The organism is Streptomyces sp. NPDC037410 (assembly GCF_055602235.1).
Genome location: NZ_JBVJWR010000002.1, coordinates 189997 through 208692 on the forward strand (window position 1 = coordinate 189997; position 18696 = coordinate 208692).

Sequence of the window (18696 nt, forward strand, 5' to 3'; positions counted from 1 at the left end):
CTCAGCCGGCGGCCACGTCCACCCGGAAGGGATGCACGCCGGACGCCGTGTGCATCCGGAGCGTGACTCCCTGCGGGGGAACCCTCCCGTCGTACGCCAGCCAGGCGTGCAGGGCGGAGGCGTACGCGGCCGGATCCGCGTCCGCGTCGGTCCCGGCGCACGCGGAGAGCCGGAACGCGTCGTGCCCCCTGCCGCGTACGACACAGGTGTGCGGACCCGTCACGTACACCGCCGTCGAGCAGTGCGGGTGCAGGCGCAGCACCTCGTCCGCCCAGACGCCGGGACCACCCCAGCGCGGATCGTCCGCCGGCCCGTCGCGCGTGATCACGTCGGCCACGTCGAGGTCCCCGGGGTGCCGTGTCTCCTCGTGCACGGCGAGGTGCGCGTCGCCGGCGGCACCCGGGGGATGCCCGGCCGACCGCTCGACCGCGATGTCCGTCCCCTCCACGCGCGTGCGCACGTGCAGCGGGGCCGTCACCTTCCCCGGGGTGTACGGGGGGACAGGGAGCGGTTCGAGGGAGGCGGGGCCGGGAGGCTCGGGCAGGTCCATCAGCGCGTAGAAGTGCCGTCGAAGGAGCTCGGCCGACCGGCCCGGGGCAGAGGTGACGAACCCGGCGTGGGCGGGGTCCGCACGGTGCTCGGCGATCGCCCGGTCCACTTGGGCGCGCAGGGGAGCGCGGTGGTCGAGCCGTGGCGCGTGCCGGACGAACCCCGCGAGGGGCGCCTCGTCGTCGACCACGTCCGCCCCGTCGGCCGCAAGCAGCACAGGGGTGCCCAGGGCGGCGGCGTAGTAGGACACCGCACCGAAGTCCCCGAGCACGAGGTCGGCCGCGAGCAGGGCCTGCCGCCACGCGTGGACGGGGTCGATCAGGGTCAGTCCGGCGCGCCGGGCACGGTCCAGCCAGGCCCGGATCTGGCCGGGGCCGTGTCCGTACCAGATGTTCGGGTGGAGGACGGCGGCCAGGCGGTGGCCGTCCGTCGGCAGCTCGGTGGCGAGCCGGGGGAGCAGGGCGGGCAGGACGTCCTGTCCGCCGCCGTCGCCGAAGAGGCCCTCGGGGTTCCAGGTCGAGTTCAGGACGACGAGCCGCTGACCGCGCCGGACCCCCAGCGCCCGCCGGAACCTGTCCCGGTACGGACGCGCCGCGAGCATCCGGTCGAAACAGGGGTCCCCGGCGAGTACGGCCGAGGGCACCGCCTCCGCGCAGGCCCGGGACAGGCGCTCCAGCTGTTCGGGGTGGGAGAGGACGAGCCCGTCGACGAAGGGCCTTCCACGGGACAGCAGCCACTCCGACGACAGCCCGAACGTCGGCGACCCGGCTCCCGGCTCCCGGCTCCCGGCTCCCGGCTCCCGGCTCCCGGCTCCCGGCTCCCGGCTCCCGGCTCCCGGCTCCCGGCTCCCGGCTCCCGGCGTGTCCAGTTTCTTAGTATATCCGACACCATGCGACAGAACGGACAACCGGCCCTGAATCAGGTCGAGTTCGCCGCCGAAACTCGCCGAGATCGCCAGATCCACCGGAGTCGAGAGGGCCTGTTCCCACGGCAGCTCGGGCAGCTGCCACGCGCGGAGGAGTTCACGGATGCCGCCCTGGAACGCCGAAGAGCCCGTCGAGGTGACCAGGAGCTGGACGCGGAAGTCGTCGTGGAACAGCGGCACCAGATCCCTCAGGCGCCCGGCCGAGGTGACGTTGTGGACCACCAGCAACACGCGGCGCCCGGTGGTCCGGCTCGTCCACGAGCGGGATCCCGCCCCGACCGGTACGCGAATCGCCGGGGATTCCGACCCCACTCGTGACCTCCTGAACGACCATGGTGCCGTCGCACACCCTATGTGAACACCGGACGGCCGGGCCCGGCGGCAACAGGACATGTCCCGTCACCTGAGGTATGCCTTTCCCATGGGCCCCCGCCGACGAGTCTCCGTTCCCCGTCTCTCGCGGCGCGGCGGGCGGCTGCTGCTCGCCGCGCCCTTCGCGCTGATCGCGGCGGTCACGGCGGTGGACGTCCTGGTTCCCCCCGACGTCCATCTGGGCCCCTTCCTCATCGCCGCGCCCGCCGTGACGGCCTCGTTCGCGGGGCCTCGGATGACGGCCTTCGTGGGCGCGGTCGCGGTGATCGCGCAATCGGTGGTCGCGGTCGCGCGGACCAGCTTCACGGACCTGAACCACACCTACCAGATCGTCGCCCTGATCCTGATCTCGGTCATCGTGACCTTCTTCGCCTACCTGCGCGAGCGGGACGAGGGCCGGGTGACGCGGCTGCGCTCCATCGCCCACGCGGCCCAGAGCGTCGTCCTGCGCCCGCTGCCCGAACGGGCGGGTCCCCTGCGCATCGCCTCGGTCTACCTGGCGGCCGAGGAGGAGGCGCAGATGGGCGGCGACCTGTACGCGGCCGCCCGCACCGAGTCCGGCACCCGGCTGCTCATCGGGGACGCCAGGGGCAAGGGCCTCGACGCCATCAGCGAGGCGTCGCTCGTCCTGGGTGCCTTCCGGGTCACGGCCCGCCGCGAGCGGGAGCTGCCCGACCTGGTCAGACACCTGGAGGCGGGCGTCGGCTCGGCCGAGGAGGCCGGGGGCCCGGCGCAGACGGCGCCCGGCGCCGACCCGGCGGCCGACGACGCGGACGAGGCCTTCGTGACGGCGCTGGTGCTCGACATCCCCGACGACGAGCCGGTGGTCCGGCTCGTGAACTGCGGGCACCCGCCGCCCCTGCTCCTCAGGGAGGGCCGGGTCATCCCCCTGGAAGTGACGCACCCGAGTCCTCCGCTGGGGCTCTCGGACGTGTTCTCACCGGAGGTCGAGGTGGAGGAGTTCCCCTACGGCGCCGGTGACGTGCTGCTGCTCTACACCGACGGGGTCGTCGAGGCCCGCGACCGCACGCGCGCGTTCTACCCGCTTGCGGAGCGGCTCACCGCCTGGACGGGAGAGGACCCGCCGGCCCTGCTCGGCCGGCTGCGGAGCGACCTCCGGGAGTACGTCGGCGGCCATCTGGGGGACGACGCGGCACTCGTCGCGGTGCAGCGGCTCGCGCCGAATCCGTGACCGGGGCGTCTCACGGGGCCCGGACCTCTGGGGTCGGGGCCGCCCCCGGCGTACGGCTACTCCGCCCGACCGTTCCGGATGGCCCCGACCAGCCCGGTGACCAGGTACGCCCGCTCCGCCATCCTGTCGACGAGGAGGTACTCGTGGTCGGCGTGGGCGCCGCCGCCCACGGCCCCCAGGCCGTCCAGGGTCGGGATGCCAAGCGCGCCCGTGAAGTTGCCGTCACTGCCGCCGCCGACCGCCACGCCCTCGATCCCGGGGAGCAGTTCGCGTGCCATCGCGAAGAGCGTCCGGGACGCCGACTCCGGCAGCGGCGGCCGCTTCACACCTCCGTCGACGGCGAGGACGGCCCCTTCCAGACGGGGAGTCAGCGCCGCGAACGCCGCCTCGACGCGGTCCTTCTCCTCGGCCGACTCGACGCGGACGTCGACCCACACCCTGGCCTGAGCGGGGATGACGTTGTCCGAGGTCCCCGCGGACGCCACCGTCGGGGACACGGTCGTGCCGAGGTCGGGGCGGCTCAGTGCCTGGATGGCCAGGACCTGGTGGGCGGCCTCCACCAGGGCGTTGACGCCGGCCTCGGGCTCCAGGCCGGCGTGCGAGGCCCGTCCCGTGATGCGTACCTCGAACGACCCGCATCCCCTACGGGCGGTCTTGAGCCCGCCGCCCTCGGCCGCCCCCTCGAAGACCAGCACGTGACCGCAGGCCCGGGCCCGCTCCTCGATCAGCGCGCGCGAGGCCCGCGAGCCGACTTCCTCGTCCGCCGTGACCAGGATCTCCACTCCGCTCAGGTCGTCGAGCGCGGCCAGTCCGTGGACGGCCTGGACGAGCCCGCCGAGCATGTCGAAGACCCCGGGGCCGAAGGCCCGCCCGTCCTCCACCCGGAAGGGGCGCCGTTCCAGGGTGCCCAGGGGGAAGACCGTGTCGTGGTGGCCGAGCACGAGCACCCGGGGCGTACCGCCGCCGCTCCAGTGGACGTGGGGGCCCGCGGCGCTGTCGATCAGCGTGGCCTGCCCGCCGAGCCTCTTCTCGATGATCGAGGCGACGGCGGCGGCCGACGCGTTGATGGCGTCGAGGTCCCGGGAGGGGGACTCGATCTCGACCAGGGTGCGCAGGTCGTCGAGCATGGCGTCGGTGTTCACACGGGCGTGGTGGTTCTCGATCACCTCCTCAGTATGGTGCGAGCGGCGAGCCCGGCCCGGCCCGAGACCCGCGCGGGGAGTGCCGGCGCCATGATCGACACTGGACGCATGCGGTAAACGTACGTTCGACGGTCCGTTCACCTCCTCGTCGCCTGCGGCTGGTCATCTGGTCGCGCCGGACGCCGTACCGGCACGACCGAACCAACGAGGAGTGCCCTTCATGCCCAAGCCCACCCGTCGTCAACTCGCCGTCGCTACCGCCCTGGTGGCCGCGACCGCCGCGGCCGTGACCGTCACGTCGACCGCCGGCGCGTTCGACAGCGCCCAGGCGGCGAAGGCGGCGATCAAGGGCGGCAAGGCGAAGAACGTCATCCTGCTGATCGGCGACGGCATGGGCGACTCGGAGATCACCCTCGCCCGCGACTACACGGTCGGTGCCAACGGCCGCCTGAACATGGACAGGTTCCCGCTGACCGGCGCGTACACGACGTACGCGGTGCACGAGGACGGCACGCCGGACTACGTCACCGACTCCGCGGCCAGCGGCAGCGGCTGGGCCACCGGTGTGAAGACGGTCAACGGCCGCATCTCCAAGACGCCCGGCACCGACAAGGCCGTCCCCACCCTGCTCGAGCTGGCCCAGAAGCAGGGCTACGCCACCGGCAGCGTGACCACCGCCGAGCTGACCGACGCCACCCCGGCCGTCCTCGCCTCCCACGCCACCGACCGCTCCTGCCAGGGCCCGGCCGACATGGCCAAGTGCCCCACCGACACCATCGCGGCCGGCGGCCCCGGCTCCATCGCCGAGCAGTCGGTCAACCACAAGGTCGACGTCCTGTTCGGCGGCGGCAAGAAGCGCTTCGACCAGCAGGTCACCGACGGCACCTACAAGGGCCTGACCGTCACCGAGCAGGCCCAGAAGCTGGGCTACCAGGTCGTCACCGACAACACCGGCCTGCAGAGCGTCAAGCCCGGACAGCCCGTCCTCGGCCTCTTCGCCTCCGGCAACGTGCCCGTCGAGTGGACCGGCAAGCCCGCCGCCGTCGGCGGCACCGACCCCCAGCGCTGCGCCACCACCAACCCGAACCGTCCGGCGGGCACCCCGAGCCTGGTGGACTCGGCCGCCAAGGCGATCGAGCTCCTTGAGGCCAAGCAGCAGCGGAAGCACTCCAAGCAGGGCTTCTTCCTGCAGATCGAGGGCGCCTCGATCGACAAGCAGGACCACGCCGCCGACCCGTGCGGCCAGATCGGTGAGACGGCCGCCTTCGACCGCGCGGTCAAGCTCGCCCGCGACTACGCCGCCAAGCACCCGGACACCCTGGTCGTCACCACCGCGGACCACGGTCACACCAGCCAGATCGTCCCGCTGGAGGCCACCCCGCCCGGCCTGTCCTCCACCCTGGTCACCAACGAGGGCCAGCAGCTGAAGGTCAACTACTCGACCAACACCCCGGGCCAGTCCCAGGAGCACACCGGCACCCAGGTCCGCATCGCCGCGCAGGGCCCCAAGGCCTACCGCGTCCTGGGCGTCACCAACCAGACCGACCTCTTCACCACCATCAGCGAGGCGCTCCGCCTGCGCTGAACGAGCTGAACTCGGGGGGAGTCGAGGGCGGCGCACGCCGACGGGTGTCGGAGTGCGCCGCCCTGGCGATTCCGGGGTTCGGTCACTTGGCCTCTCGGTTGAACACCGACTTCGACCAGACGTAGCCGAGGGCGGTGAGGGCGAGGCACCAGGCCACGGCCAGCCAGCCGTTGTAGCCGATCTCGGTGCCCAGGAGCAGGCCGCGGAGGGTTTCGATGGCCGGGGTGAAGGGCTGGTACTCGGCGATGGGCTGGAACCAGTCGGGCATCTGGTCGACCGGGACGAAGGTGCTGGAGATCAGCGGGAGGAAGGTCAGCGGCAGCGCGTTGTTGCTGGCCGCCTCCGCGTTCGGGCTCACCATGCCCATCCCCACCGCGATCCAGGTGAGGGCGAGGGCGAAGAGGACGAGGAGCCCCAGGGCCAGAAGCCATTCCAGGGCCGTGGCGTCCGTCGAGCGGAAGCCGATCGCGACGCCGACCGCGCCGACCAGGACCACGCTGACCACCGACTGGAGGACGCTGCCGATGACGTGGCCCGTGATGACCGAGCCGCGGTGGATGGCCATGGTCCGGAAGCGGGCGATGATGCCTTCGGTCATGTCGTTGGAGACGGAGACCGCCGTGCCGACGGTGGTGGTGCCGATCGTCATGAGGAGCAGGCCGGGGACGACGTAGGCGATGTAGTCGGAGCGGTCGCCGCCGCCCATGCCCGCGCTCATCGTGTCTCCGAAGATGTAGACGAAGAGCAGGAGCAGCATGATCGGGGTGAGGAGCAGGTTCAGGGTGAGGGAGGGGTAGCGGCGGGCGTGCAGGAGGTTGCGCCGCAGCATCGTCGTCGTGTCACGGGCGGCGAGGGACAGAGAGCTCATCGGGCGGACTCCTTCGACTGCGTGGGGACGGTGGCGGTGAGGGCGAAGAAGACGTCGTCCAGGTCGGGGGTGTGCAGGGTCAGTTCGTCCGCTTCGATGTCCGCGGAGTCCAACCAGTCGAGGACGGACCGCAGTTCGCGCTGACTGCCGTTGCTGGGAAGCTGGAGGGTCAGCGCCTCGTCGTCCCTCGCGGCGTCGGTGAGCGCGGTCGCCGCGGTGCGGTAGGCGTCCGGGTCGGTGAAGCGGAGGCGGATGTGGCCGCCGGGGATCAGGCGCTTGAGCTCCTCCGCCGTTCCCTCCGCCGCGATCTTGCCGTTGTTGAGGACCGCGATGCGGTCCGCCAGCTGGTCGGCCTCGTCCAGGTACTGCGTGGTGAGGAAGACGGTCACCCCGTCGGCGACGAGTTCGCGGATGATGCCCCACATGTTGTGGCGGGACCGGGGGTCAAGGCCGGTCGTGGGCTCGTCGAGGAAGATGATCCTCGGGCTGCCGACCAGCGTCATCGCGATGTCCAGGCGGCGCTTCATGCCGCCGGAGTACGTGGAGGCCGGCTTCTTCGCCGCCTCCGTCAGGTCGAAGCGCTCCAGGAGATCGGCCGTGACCCGGCGGCCCTCCTGCTTCGACAGGTGGTTCAGGTCCGCCATCAGGAGCATGTTCTCCTCTCCCGTGATCAGGCCGTCGACCGCCGAGAACTGGCCGGTGACGCCGATCGCCGCCCGTACGGACTGCGCTTGCGCGGTGATGTCGTGGCCGGCGACCCGCGCCCGGCCGCCGTCCGCCGTGATGAGCGTCGAGAGGATCCTCACGGCCGTCGTCTTGCCCGCGCCGTTCGGGCCGAGCAGGGCGAAGATCGTGCCCTCGGGGACGGTCAGGTCGATGCCGTCCAGGACGACCTTGTCGTCGTAGGACTTGCGCAGGCCGGTGGCGGAGATGGCGTTCGGTGAGGGGTGACTGTTCGGTCGACTGATCATGGGCATGACAGAAGAAGGCATGGGGCCCTCCGGTCGAAGGGTGAAGAGGTGAAGGGGTGAAGGGGTGAAGTCGGGGTGGGGGTCTGGCGCGAGGTGGGGTGCTCAGGCCTTGGCGCGGCGGATGTCGATGTTGCCCCAGTTGCTCCTCGCGCGGATCTTGACGGTCTCCTCGCTCTCGTCCGGGGCCTCGGACGCGGTGAGCGTGTTGCGTACGTGTCCGCGGTTGGAGCTGACGTCCAGCCAGGCGGCAGTGCCGGAACGGATGCCGATCTCGATGGACCCGTTGGAGGTTTCCAGCTGGACCTCGCCACGGGAGACCACGGCGATGCGAAGGGCGCCGTTGGTGGAGGTGCCGGTGACCGACGACTCGGCGCGCGCGATGTCGATGCTGCCGTTGGCGCCGCTGACGCGCAGTTCGCCGGTCACGGTGCCGACGGTCGTGGCGCCGTGCGAGTTCTTCAGGACGGCGTGGCCCTCGACGTGGCCGATGCGCAGGTTGCCGCTGCTGCTGGTGATCTCGGCCGCGCCCTCGACCCGTTCCACGGTGGTCTGGCCGTGCGACGCGGTCAGGTGCAGGGGGCCGGTGGTGTCGAGGCGGACGTCGCCGGCGGAGGTCTTCACCCGGACCTCGCCGAATCGACCCTCGCCGATCACGCTGGACCCGGTGCCGGTCATGTCGATGCGCGATCCGGTGGGCAGGTCCACCGTCACGTCGACGGTGCCGCCGCGCCCGAGCAGATTGGCCTTGGGCGTGGTGATGGTCAGGACACCGCCGGCGTAGGTGACCTCGGTCTGGTCGGCCGCCCGTACGTCCAGGTCCTTCTTCGGGGCCCGGGGCCGCACCTCGACGACGGTGTCGATGCGGTCGCTCGCGGTGAACTGGATGGACCCGGCGTAGACGTAGGCCGTGGCCGAGATCGCTTCGGGGGTGTCGAAAGTAGGCATGGCTGTCCCGTCCTCTTGAGTCTTCAGGTCGTCCCCACAGGTGGGACGTGAGGGGAGTGAGGTGGTGCGGGCGAAGTGGCGGTGGCCGGGGGCGCGGTCAGCGCACCCAGCCCGTGATGCTCTGTCCGACGCTCTGGGGCTTCTCCGGCGGGCGCGTCCGGGTGCCACCGCCGACCGCGGCCGACACGGCCCGTACGAGCCAGGCGTTGACCGACAGGCCCTCGCGGGCCGCGGCCTCCTCGGCGCGGGTCTTGAGGTGGGCCGGCAGGCGCAGGTTGACGCGGGCGGTGCCGCCCTCGTCGCCCTCGGCGGGAGCCGGGGCCGGGAGGGGTTCGGTGGCCGCGGCCTCCGGCTCCGCGGGGGCGCCGCCGGTGGGCGGGAGCGTCACCACGAAGTCGGGGTCGAGGCCCCGGAGCCGTACGTCGACCGAGCCGGGCGCGAGTTCACGGGTGATCTCGTCCGTCGCGGCGGAGAGCACGTTGAGCATGGTCAGCCGGGTCGCCGACTCCAGGGGAGCGGTCAGCCGCTCGGCCAGCTCGCGCGCCTCGTCGCCGCCGGCTTCGGCGGCCACCGCGAGTTCGCGGCGGAGGTTCTCGACATACGGGGTGAGGTCCATGACGTCATCATGGCACCACAATGACGTCACATGCAAGCGGTGTTTTGGCGTCGCGGGGGTGCCGTCTGGCGCCACCCATCTTGACCTGCGAAAACGTCCTGGGATCCAGGTGGGTGACTGGGGTGTCAGGTGTACGTGCCCGCTGCTGATGATGCGGAATGGCGCCGGTTGGCGCCATGTGGTGCCGCATGGCGCCATGTGGCGCCAGGATGTGGCGCAAGGGGCGGCCGGTGGCCCCCAAGGGTCACACCGGCCGCCCCCGCTTCCGTCGGGTCAGCTCACGCCGCGTCCCGCACCCGCCCCGTGAACTCCGGGCCCGGGATCTCCTTCCAGGACTCGTCGTACGTGTACAACGCGCCCCGGAGGAACTCCGTCGGCTCCGCGACGCCGTCGCGGACGGTGGGGACGGTCAGTTCCGTGCTCGTCTGGCCGGCCGGAACCGAGAGCCATAGGCTCGTGCCGTCCTCGAACGTCCGGGACAGCGGCCTCTCGGGGTCCGTCACCTCGCCGAACTGTGCCTCCAGCCAGGCCCGGTCGACGTCCTTCGTGGACAGTTCCGTACCGTCGGTCACCGGCTTCAGCAGGACTCCGCCCGAGATCTCGACGTCGGCCGGCTCGGAGAGCGTCACCCGCCATTTCAGGGCCGAGCCCTCGGACACCTCGTCCGCGACGGGCGTCAGGCGCACCGTGGGCATGGCGTCGTCGTTCCGCGCGGTCACCCCGCCCCGGTGCGTACCGACCACGGTGCCGCGCACCGCCTTCACGAACGCGTCGTGCGCCACGTCGGAGCCGTACCGCTTGTTGCCCCGGACCTCGACCGGCACGTCGATGTCGTGGCGTCCCGGACGCACCGTCACGATGCGGGACGTGACCTCCTCGGTGCCCGGCACGGGAACGAACAGGCGGACCTGGCCGCTGCCCTGGCCGGAGACCGCGACCGGCACCCGGTAGGTCCGGACCCCGGAGTTCCCCTCCGCGACCGTCAGGCGGCCGAGGTCGACGCGCGTGAGCGGCGCCGGGCGCGCCTCCGGGGTGCCGGGGCGCCAGCCCCAGGCGTCCATGAGCCAGGCGTGGCCCGCGCCGCCGCGCGGGGTCAGTTCGAGCGTGGCGATCCGCTTGAGGTCCAGGCCCGCCCGGGTGGCGGCGGTCAGGGGTACGCGGATCTCCCGGCTCCAGTACGCGGCGGTGCGCGGGCTGCCGGGCAGGCCGTCGACGCGGGCACGGCCCAGTGCCGCACGGCGGCCCGAGGCGTCGGTCACGGCGACGTCCAGGCCGGTGCCGGTGCTGTTGGGCGGGACGATCACGCGCAGTGCCAGGGACGTGGCGCCCGCGAGGGACACCGGCCGGGCCGAGTGGACCGCGACCGGCCGTCCCGTACCCGTCCACTTCATCGCCACGGCGTCGCGGCCCGGCTCCGGGGCGGTCTCCCAGTACGCGAAGTGCGGCGATGCGCCCTCCTCGGGGGACAGGCAGGCGCGGGCGGCGTCGCGGTCGACCTGGGCGCACAGCCGGCCGCCGCCGGAGACGGTGACCGAGGAGCCCGGCAGGAAGGCCGGCGTGCGGTGCGCGCCGACGGCGTGGGTGAGGACCCGTGCGGGACCGGCCGAGGGCGCGCGGCGGCCGGTGCCGTCGAGCAGCGGCCGGACCGCGTCGTCGCCCCCGACGAACAGCCGGGCGGAGGCGGCGATGTACGTGGCGCCGGCGGCCTGCTGCTGGGTCGCCGTCAGGCGGGTCGCCGTGCCCGGGGAGCAGACCGGGTCGATGCCGTCGCCGGACGAGAAGTCGTCCATGGCCGGGGCCTTCGCCTGTCCGGGGGTCCACTCGCTGTTGAAGAAGTTGTGGTTGGCGCCGATCACGTACACCGCGCTGTGCAGGGCGGCGCCCCGGCTGACGCCGCGGGTGCCGTCGACGTAGATCTGGCCCTGGAGGTCGGACACATCGCCGTCGCAGCCCGGCAGGATGGTCGTGGAGGGCACGTCGGGGGCCGGGTTCTGGCCGAACACCGTGGGCCCGATCAGGACGTTGCCGCGGATCTTCCACCGCACGGGGCCCCGGTAGCCGTCCTGGGCGGCGGGCGGCGGGTTCAGGCTGTCGAGCGCGGCCCGGTTGACGCCCTCGCCTCCCCGGGAGTGTCCGACGAGGAGGACCCGCGCGAGGTCGGCCGGCGCGGTCTTCCGTACGGCTGCCGGGGCGGAGGCGCGGTGCGCGGTCCAGTCCGCCCAGCGGGCGAGGTGCAGCCGGACCAGGGAGGAGCGGGCCTGGGCGCCGCCGTCCTCGGCCTGCCAGTCCTGGCCGTTGATGCCGTTCGCGGCGATCGACAGCGTGACGTACCCCTGCGAGGCGAGGAGGCGCTGGGCGCGCAGGTATCCCTGTTCGCTCGGTACCGGCAGGGTGCCGGCCGGGCACGGCCAGGTGAACGGGGCGTCCTCCGCGCCCGGTTTGTAGCAGGTGTCGTGGCGGCCGTGCAGGAAGAGGACCACCGGCCGCTTCCCCGGTGCTCCGGTCGGGCCGACGACCGTGGCGCGCATCTCGACGGGCTTCGGGAGCCCCGGTATGCGTACGGAGTTCAGGGCGTACTCGCCGCTGACGGTCCGGTAGGGGCCCGGCACGCCGGGGTCGACCGGGTTCGCGGGAAGCGGTGCCTCGGGGACGGCTGCGGGGGCGAGGGGGCGCTCGCGCGCGATGTCGGCGCGTCCCGCCGCGTCGAGCCGCCGGCCGCCGGCCGTCGCCCGGAGCCGGGTGCCCGCTTCGAGCCGGAGGTCGCCGAGGGGGAGGGCGAAGGAGCGCCCGTCCGGGCGGGGGAGCGGGCGGCCGAGGAGCCGGTCGCCGACGTGGAACTCGACGCGGGCGTCGCCCGCGGGGAGGCGCTCGGGGGACGTCCAGACCAGCTGCCGGTCCGCGCCGCCTCCGGTGATCTGCCAGCCCGGAGGGAGGGTGAGGTCACCGAGCCGGTTCCCCCACGGCCCGGTCTGCGGTGATCCGGACGAAGGCTGCGCGGACGCCGGCCAGGGCGACGCCGCTGTCAGTGCGAGTAGGGCCACGGCGGTGGTCAGGCCGCGTGTGACACGTATCAAAACGTTCTTCCTCACGATCGGAATCGTCGGAGCACCGGGAGGAGGCCGGATGGCCGGCCCGCTCGCGGTTCCCCTCTCGCTTCGTGAGGACGGTGCTCGACATCCTTCGGTTGTCTCACACGGCGTCAAGATGTGAATCCCGGACGGACGTTGAAAGGGACCGGCCCGGGTGGCGGAAAGCCACCCGGGCCGGCCCCGGAGTCGCGCCGGTGAACGGCGGCGAGGATCAGGCGATGTCGAACCGGTCCAGGTTCATGACCTTGTCCCACGCCGACACGAAGTCCTGCACGAACTTCGCCTTCGCGTCGTCGCTCGCGTAGACCTCGGCCAGCGCGCGCAGCTCGCTGTTGGAGCCGAAGACCAGGTCGGCGCGGCTGCCCGTCCACTTGACCTCGCCGGTGGCCGTGTCACGGCCCTCGAACGTGGTCTGGTCGGCGGAGGTGGACTTCCACTCCGTGCCCAGGTCGAGCAGGTTGGCGAAGAAGTCGTTCGTCAGCTTGCCCGGGGTCTCGGTGAGGACACCGAGCGAGGACTGCGGCTGGGTCACGCCCAGGACGCGCAGGCCGCCGACGAGGACCGTGAGCTCGGGCGCGCTCAGGGTGAGCAGGTTCGCCTTGTCGATGAGCAGGTACTCGGCCGGGAGGCGGCTGCCCTTGCCCAGGTGGTTGCGGAAGCCGTCCGCGGCCGGCTCCAGGGCGGCGAAGGACTCGACGTCCGTCTGGTCCTGGGCGGCGTCCACGCGGCCCGCGGTGAACGGCACCTCGACGGCGTGGCCGGCGTCGGCGGCCGCCTTCTCGACCGCCGCGACGCCCGCGAGGACGACGAGGTCGGCGAGGGAGACCTGCTTGTCCCCGGTCTGCGCGGAGTTGAAGGACTCCTGGACGCCCTCCAGGACGCGCAGCACCTGCGCCAGCTCGTCCGGGTTGTTGACCTCCCAGTTGCGCTGCGGCTCCAGGCGGATGCGGCCGCCGTTGGCGCCACCGCGCTTGTCGCTGCCGCGGAAGGAGGAGGCGGCGGCCCAGGCGGCGGAGACCAGCTGGGTGACCGTGAGGTCCGAGCCGAGGATCTTCTCCTTGAGGGAGGCGATGTCGGCGGCGTCGACGAGCTCGCCCGAGCGGGCCGGCAGCGGGTCCTGCCACAGCAGCACCTCGGACGGGACCTCGGAGCCGAGGTAGCGCACGACCGGGCCCATGTCACGGTGGGTGAGCTTGTACCAGGCGCGGGCGAAGGCGTCCGCGAACTCCGCCGGGTTCTCGTAGAAGCGGCGCGAGATCTGCTCGTAGACCGGGTCGAAGCGCAGCGACAGGTCGGTGGTGAGCATCGTCGGGAGGTGCTTCTTCTCCGGGTCGTACGCGTCCGGGATGATCGCCTCGGCGTTCTTGGCGACCCACTGGTGGGCGCCCGCGGGGCTCTTCGTCAGCTCGTACTCGTACTCGAAGAGGTTCTTGAAGAACCCGTTGCCCCACTGGGTGGGCGTGGTGGTCCAGGTGACCTCCAGGCCGGAGGTGATGGCGTCCGGGCCCTTGCCGCTGCGGAAGGTGCTCTTCCAGCCGAGGCCCTGGTCCTCCAGGGTGGCGGCCTCCGGGTCGGCGCCCACGTGGTCCGCGGGGCCGGCGCCGTGGGTCTTGCCGAAGGTGTGGCCACCCGCGATGAGGGCGACGGTCTCCTCGTCGTTCATCGCCATGCGGCGGAAGGTCTCACGGATGTCGCGGGCCGCGGCGATCGGGTCCGGGTTGGCGTTGGGGCCCTCCGGGTTGACGTAGATGAGGCCCATCTGCACGGCGCCGAGCGGGTTCTCCAGCTCGCGGTCGCCGGTGTAGCGCTCGTCGCCGAGCCAGGTGGTCTCGGGGCCCCAGTAGACGTCCTCGTCGGGCTCCCACACGTCCGCGCGGCCGCCGGCGAAGCCGAAGGTCTCGAAGCCCATCGACTCCAGGGCGACGTTGCCCGCGAGGATCATGAGGTCGGCCCAGGAGAGGTTCTGGCCGTACTTCTTCTTCACCGGCCACAGCAGACGGCGCGCCTTGTCCAGGTTGCCGTTGTCCGGCCAGCTGTTCAGCGGCGCGAAGCGCTGCTGGCCGGCGCCGGCGCCGCCGCGGCCGTCGCTGATGCGGTAGGTGCCGGCGCTGTGCCAGGCCATGCGGACCATGAACGGGCCGTAGTGGCCGAAGTCGGCGGGCCACCAGTCCTGCGAGGTGGTGAGGACCTCGGCGATGTCCTGCTTCACGGCCGGCAGGTCGAGGCCCTTGAAGGCCTCCGCGTAGTCGAAGTCCTCACCGAGCGGGTTGGCCACGGCGGGGTTCTTGGCGAGGATCTTCAGGTTCAGCCGGTTCGGCCACCACTGGCTGTTGCCGCCGCCCTGGGTGGGGTGGGAGGCACGCCCGTGCGCGACGGGGCAGCCGCCCGCGCCCTCCGTCGTGGCGTCGGTGGCGGTTGCGTCGTGGTTCTCAGACATCGGAATCCTTCCGGACATGGCGGATCACTGTGCTCAGGAAGTGCGTTTCGGCGGACGGGCCTGGCGCGGGTGTCACGTGTGCTTCTCCCGCCGTGCTGGAGTCTTCCTGTCCCTTGGCCATTTACGAAACAGATCCTACGATGGACAGTGTCCAAGTCAAGATGAACCCCAAATTTGCCTAGGCCGCCGAGGTGAGACATGAGTGACCTGCTGGAGCGACTGCGTGCGCGCGGCTGGCGGATGACGTCCCAGCGCCGCGTCGTCGCGGAGGTCCTGGCCGGGGAGCACGTGCACCTCACGGCGGACGAGGTCCACGCGCGCGCCGTGGCGCGCCTGCCGGAGATCGCGCGGGCGACCGTCTACAACACGCTCGGTGAGCTGGTCGCCCTCGGTGAGGTCGTGGAGCTCTCCCTGGACGGGCGGGCCAAGCGCTACGACCCGAACGCGCGCCACCGGCACCAGCACCTGGTCTGCTCGAACTGCGGGATCATCCGGGACGTCCGTCCGTCGGGGGACCCGCTGGCCGTGCTGCCGACGGAGGAGCGGTTCGGCTTCACGGTGTCGAAGGCGGACGTCACCTACCGCGGGCTGTGCCCGGCCTGCGCCTGAGGCAGGGCAATGCGAGGAGCCCTCCACCGGGGTCGGTGGAGGGCTCCTGTGCGTCGTGACGCGGTGAGGACTACTTCAGGGCGGCGAGCGCCTCGTCGTAGCTCGGCTCGTCGGCGATCTCGCCCACGAGCTGCGCGTGCAGCACCGTGTCGTTCTCGTCGAGGACGACGACGGCGCGGGCGGTCAGACCGGCCAGCGGGCCGTCCGCGATCTCCACGCCGTAGTTGGTGTGGAACTCGCGGCCGCGGAGGGTCGAGAGGTTCTTGACGTTCTCCAGGCCCTCGGCGCCGCAGAAGCGGGCCTGGGCGAAGGGCAGGTCGGCGGAGATGCAGAGGACGACCGTGTTGTCCAGCTGTCCGGCCTTCTCGTTGAACGCGCGGACCGAGGAGGCGCACGTCGGCGTGTCGACGCTCGGGAAGATGTTGAGGACCTTGCGCTGACCGGCGAAGTCCTTGAGCGACTTGTCCGCCAGTCCCTCGGCGACGAGCGTGAAGTCGGGGGCCTGGCTACCGGGGGCCGGCAGAGCGCCGTTGACCTGTACGGGGCTGCCCTTCAGCGTGACCTGGGCCATGGGATCTCCTTCAGACGTATGAGTGGCAACGGGGGGAATCGTACGGAAGGCGGGCCCGCCCCGGCGACACGGGCTGTCGTGACCCCCTCCCGCCGGTTCACGCACTTGAACGCCGCGCCCTCGTGTGCGGCGGGGGTGAGCGGCCCGCGGAGCGGCTCCGATGTGAACGGCCTTCTTGACGGCACTGGTTCAGACCTTTAGGTTCCAGCGTCGACAACTGTCGTCCGTTCACATACGTGAAGATGGGGTAACTCCATGACCAGATGGTTCACCGCCCCCGTGCTCCTCGCCGGCCTCCTTGCCACGCTCGTCGCCGCCCCCGGAGGCGGCCGCGCCGAGGCCGCCCCGACCGCGTTCGTCCACCCCGGCGTCCTCGTCTCCCGGGGGCAGCTCGACTTCACCCGGGAGAAGGTCACCGCCGGGGCGCAGCCCTGGAAGGGCGCCTTCGACCAGATGCTGGCGAGCAAGTACGCCTCCCTCGCCCGGGTCCCGAAGCCCCGCCCGGTCGTCGAGTGCGGCTCGTACTCGAACCCGAACTACGGCTGCACCGACGAACGCGAGGACGCCCTCGCCGCGTACACGCTCTCCCTGGCCTGGTACGTCACGCGCGACAGCCGCTACGCCGACAAGGCGATCGAGATCATGGACGCCTGGTCCGGCGTCATCACCGACCACACCAACTCCAACGCACCGCTCCAGACCGGCTGGGCCGGCTCCTCCTGGCCGCGGGCCGCCGAGATCATCCGCTACACGTACACCGGCTGGCCGCAGGCCCGCGTCGACCGCTTCAAGACCATGCTCCGCACCGTCTACCTCCCCGAGGTGGCCAACGGCTCCCAGTCCAACGGCAACTGGGAGCTCAGCATGACCGAGGCCGCGATCGGCATCGCCGTCTTCCTGGAGGACCGCGCCGCCTACGACAAGGCCGTCACCACGTTCCGCGGCCGCGTCCCCGCGTACATCTACCTCACGAGCGACGGCGCCCTGCCGAAGGCCGCGCCGGGCAGCGGGCTCGACACCCGTGACGAGATCGTCCGGTACTGGCAGGGGCAGACCACCTTCGTCGACGGGCTCACCCAGGAGACCTGCCGCGACCTCACCCACACCGGGTACGGCCTCTCCGCGATCTCGCACATCGCCGAGACCAGCCGCATCCAGGGCCAGGACCTCTACCCCGAGGTCGCCGACCGGCTGCGCCACGCCCTCGGGCTCCAGGCGAAGTACGAGCTCGGCGAGCCCGTCCCGGCCTGGCTCTGCGGCGGCACCCTCAAGGACCACCTCGGACCCGTCACCGAGATCGGCTTCAACGCGCTGAACGGCCGCCTGGGGTACGCGATGACGAACACCCAGAAGTACACCGAGGCAGGCCGGCCCGCGGGCACGAACAACCTCTTCGTCGCCTGGGAGACCCTGACCCACGCGGGCAACTCCCGCTGAGCCGTGGGGAGTCGGAAGGGGCGTCAGATGTCTTGACGGCCCCTTCCTTCACTCCTTAAATCATGGGGGCGGCGAAGTGGACCCGTCCCGCCGCTCCCCCCCACAGCCGACGGAAGAGAGCCCCATGACCTCCTCCCGCCCATGCCTGCGCCCCCTGACCTCCGCGGTGGCCGCCCTCGCGCTCGCCCTGGCCGTCGCCGCGCTCGGCCCGGCCGCCGATCCACAGGAACCGCTCCAGTCCGTCGCCGGGACGGCCGCCCTCACCTTCTCCGACGACTTCGACGGACCCGCGGGATCAGCCGTCGACGGCTCGCGGTGGCAGACCGAGACCGGCGACAACGTCAACAACCACGAGCGGCAGTACTACACGGCCGGCAGCGGCAACGCGGCGCTCGACGGACAGGGCCACCTGGTGATCACCGCCCGCAAGGAGAACCCGGGCAACTACCAGTGCTGGTACGGGCGCTGCGAGTACACCTCCGCCCGGCTCAACACCGCCGGGCGGTTCACCACGAAGTACGGGCACGTCGAAGCCCGCATGCAGGTGCCGCGCGGCCAGGGCATGTGGCCCGCGTTCTGGATGCTCGGCAACGACATCGGCCAGGTCGGCTGGCCGAACTCGGGCGAGATCGACGTCATGGAGAACGTCGGCTTCGAACCGTCCACCGTGCACGGCACCCTGCACGGCCCCGGCTACTCCGGCTCCGGAGGCATCGGCGCCGGCTACACCCTGCCCGGCGGACAGGCCTTCGCCGACGCCTTCCACACCTTCGCCGTCGACTGGTCGCCGGGCGCGATCAGCTGGTCCGTGGACGGGACGGTCTACCAGACCCGCACGCCCGCCGACCTCGGCGGCCGGACCTGGGTCTTCGACAAGCCCTTCTTCCTCATCCTCAACCTCGCCGTCGGCGGCTACTGGCCCGGCGACCCCGACGGCTCCACCACCTTCCCGAAGCAGCTCGTCGTCGACCACGTCCGCGTCACCACCGCCGACGCGCCCACGGCCTCCGGACCGATCACGGGCATCGGCGGCAAGTGCGTCGACGTGGCCGGCGCGAACACCGCGAACGGCACGCCCGTCCAGCTCTACGACTGCAACGGGACCGCGGCCCAGCAGTGGACCCTCGCGGCCGACGGCACCGTCCGCGCGCTCGGCAAGTGCCTCGACGTCACCTCCGCCGGCACGGCCGACGGCACCCCCGTCCAGCTGTGGGAGTGCAACGGCACGGGCGCCCAGCGCTGGACCGCCAACTCCGCCCGGGACGTGGTCAATCCGCAGTCCGGCAAGTGCCTGGACGCCACCGGCAACAGCTCCGCCAACGGCACCCGGCTGCAGATCTGGAGCTGCTCCGGCGGCGCCAACCAGAAGTGGACGGTGACCCGTTGAA

At 72.0% G+C, this 18696-nt stretch carries 14 protein-coding genes; 5 read left to right on the top strand and 9 right to left on the bottom strand.

Annotated elements, in window-relative coordinates:
* Position 1: 1 nt before the first annotated feature.
* Complete coding sequence (locus ACZ7HT_RS03805; protein ID WP_471159374.1) at positions 2 to 1705, bottom strand: hypothetical protein; 1704 nt, start codon at positions 1703 to 1705, stop codon at positions 2 to 4.
* A 190-nt stretch (positions 1706 to 1895) separates the two neighbouring features.
* Here ACZ7HT_RS03805 and ACZ7HT_RS03810 point away from each other — a divergent pair, with 190 nt between their 5' ends.
* Complete coding sequence (locus ACZ7HT_RS03810; RefSeq protein WP_471159376.1) at positions 1896 to 3038, top strand: PP2C family protein-serine/threonine phosphatase; 1143 nt, start codon at positions 1896 to 1898, stop codon at positions 3036 to 3038.
* Positions 3039 to 3094: 56 nt separating this feature from the next.
* Here the strand turns inward: ACZ7HT_RS03810 and ACZ7HT_RS03815 are convergent, their stop codons facing one another.
* A complete protein-coding gene (locus ACZ7HT_RS03815) occupies positions 3095 to 4165 on the bottom strand; it encodes a M20 family metallopeptidase (RefSeq protein WP_471160047.1) in 1071 nt (356 codons plus the stop codon).
* A gap of 235 nt (positions 4166 to 4400) precedes the next feature.
* On the opposite strand from ACZ7HT_RS03815, the gene ACZ7HT_RS03820 reads away from it, so the two are divergent.
* Positions 4401 to 5765 (top strand): alkaline phosphatase, encoded by a 1365-nt coding sequence (locus tag ACZ7HT_RS03820; protein WP_471159378.1) that lies wholly within the window; start codon positions 4401 to 4403, stop codon positions 5763 to 5765.
* An 82-nt stretch (positions 5766 to 5847) separates the two neighbouring features.
* Here the strand turns inward: ACZ7HT_RS03820 and ACZ7HT_RS03825 are convergent, their stop codons facing one another.
* The 6 genes from ACZ7HT_RS03825 to katG form a co-directional block, all read right to left on the bottom strand.
* Complete coding sequence (locus ACZ7HT_RS03825; RefSeq protein WP_471159380.1) at positions 5848 to 6633, bottom strand: ABC transporter permease; 786 nt, start codon at positions 6631 to 6633, stop codon at positions 5848 to 5850.
* The gene (locus tag ACZ7HT_RS03830; protein ID WP_471160050.1) at positions 6630 to 7610 is read right to left on the bottom strand and encodes an ATP-binding cassette domain-containing protein; all 981 of its coding nucleotides are present in this window, start codon (positions 7608 to 7610) and stop codon (positions 6630 to 6632) included. Before ACZ7HT_RS03830 ends, ACZ7HT_RS03825 begins: the two co-directional genes overlap by 4 nt.
* A 96-nt stretch (positions 7611 to 7706) precedes the next feature.
* A complete protein-coding gene (locus ACZ7HT_RS03835) occupies positions 7707 to 8549 on the bottom strand; it encodes a DUF4097 family beta strand repeat-containing protein (protein ID WP_471159382.1) in 843 nt (280 codons plus the stop codon).
* A gap of 97 nt (positions 8550 to 8646) precedes the next feature.
* Positions 8647 to 9165 (bottom strand): toxin-antitoxin system HicB family antitoxin, encoded by a 519-nt coding sequence (locus tag ACZ7HT_RS03840; RefSeq protein ID WP_471159384.1) that lies wholly within the window; start codon positions 9163 to 9165, stop codon positions 8647 to 8649.
* Positions 9166 to 9443: 278 nt separating this feature from the next.
* Positions 9444 to 12239: a hypothetical protein gene (locus ACZ7HT_RS03845; protein WP_471159386.1), complete on the bottom strand. Its 2796-nt coding sequence runs from the start codon at positions 12237 to 12239 to the stop codon at positions 9444 to 9446.
* A gap of 226 nt (positions 12240 to 12465) precedes the next feature.
* Positions 12466 to 14691, bottom strand: a complete 2226-nt coding sequence (gene katG, locus ACZ7HT_RS03850; RefSeq protein ID WP_471159388.1) for a catalase/peroxidase HPI — start codon at positions 14689 to 14691, stop codon at positions 12466 to 12468.
* 198 nt (positions 14692 to 14889) lie between these two features.
* On the opposite strand from katG, the gene ACZ7HT_RS03855 reads away from it, so the two are divergent.
* Positions 14890 to 15300, top strand: a complete 411-nt coding sequence (locus ACZ7HT_RS03855; protein WP_471159390.1) for a Fur family transcriptional regulator — start codon at positions 14890 to 14892, stop codon at positions 15298 to 15300.
* 70 nt (positions 15301 to 15370) lie between these two features.
* Here ACZ7HT_RS03855 and tpx read toward each other — a convergent pair whose 3' ends face one another.
* Positions 15371 to 15871: a thiol peroxidase gene (gene tpx / locus ACZ7HT_RS03860; protein WP_471159392.1), complete on the bottom strand. Its 501-nt coding sequence runs from the start codon at positions 15869 to 15871 to the stop codon at positions 15371 to 15373.
* Positions 15872 to 16126: 255 nt separating this feature from the next.
* On the opposite strand from tpx, the gene ACZ7HT_RS03865 reads away from it, so the two are divergent.
* Positions 16127 to 17308 (top strand): alginate lyase family protein, encoded by a 1182-nt coding sequence (locus ACZ7HT_RS03865; protein WP_471159394.1) that lies wholly within the window; start codon positions 16127 to 16129, stop codon positions 17306 to 17308.
* 124 nt (positions 17309 to 17432) lie between these two features.
* Positions 17433 to 18695 carry a ricin-type beta-trefoil lectin domain protein gene (locus ACZ7HT_RS03870; protein WP_471159396.1) on the top strand — a complete coding sequence of 421 codons (1263 nt, stop codon included), beginning with the start codon at positions 17433 to 17435 and terminating at the stop codon, positions 18693 to 18695.
* Position 18696: the final 1 nt, after the last annotated feature.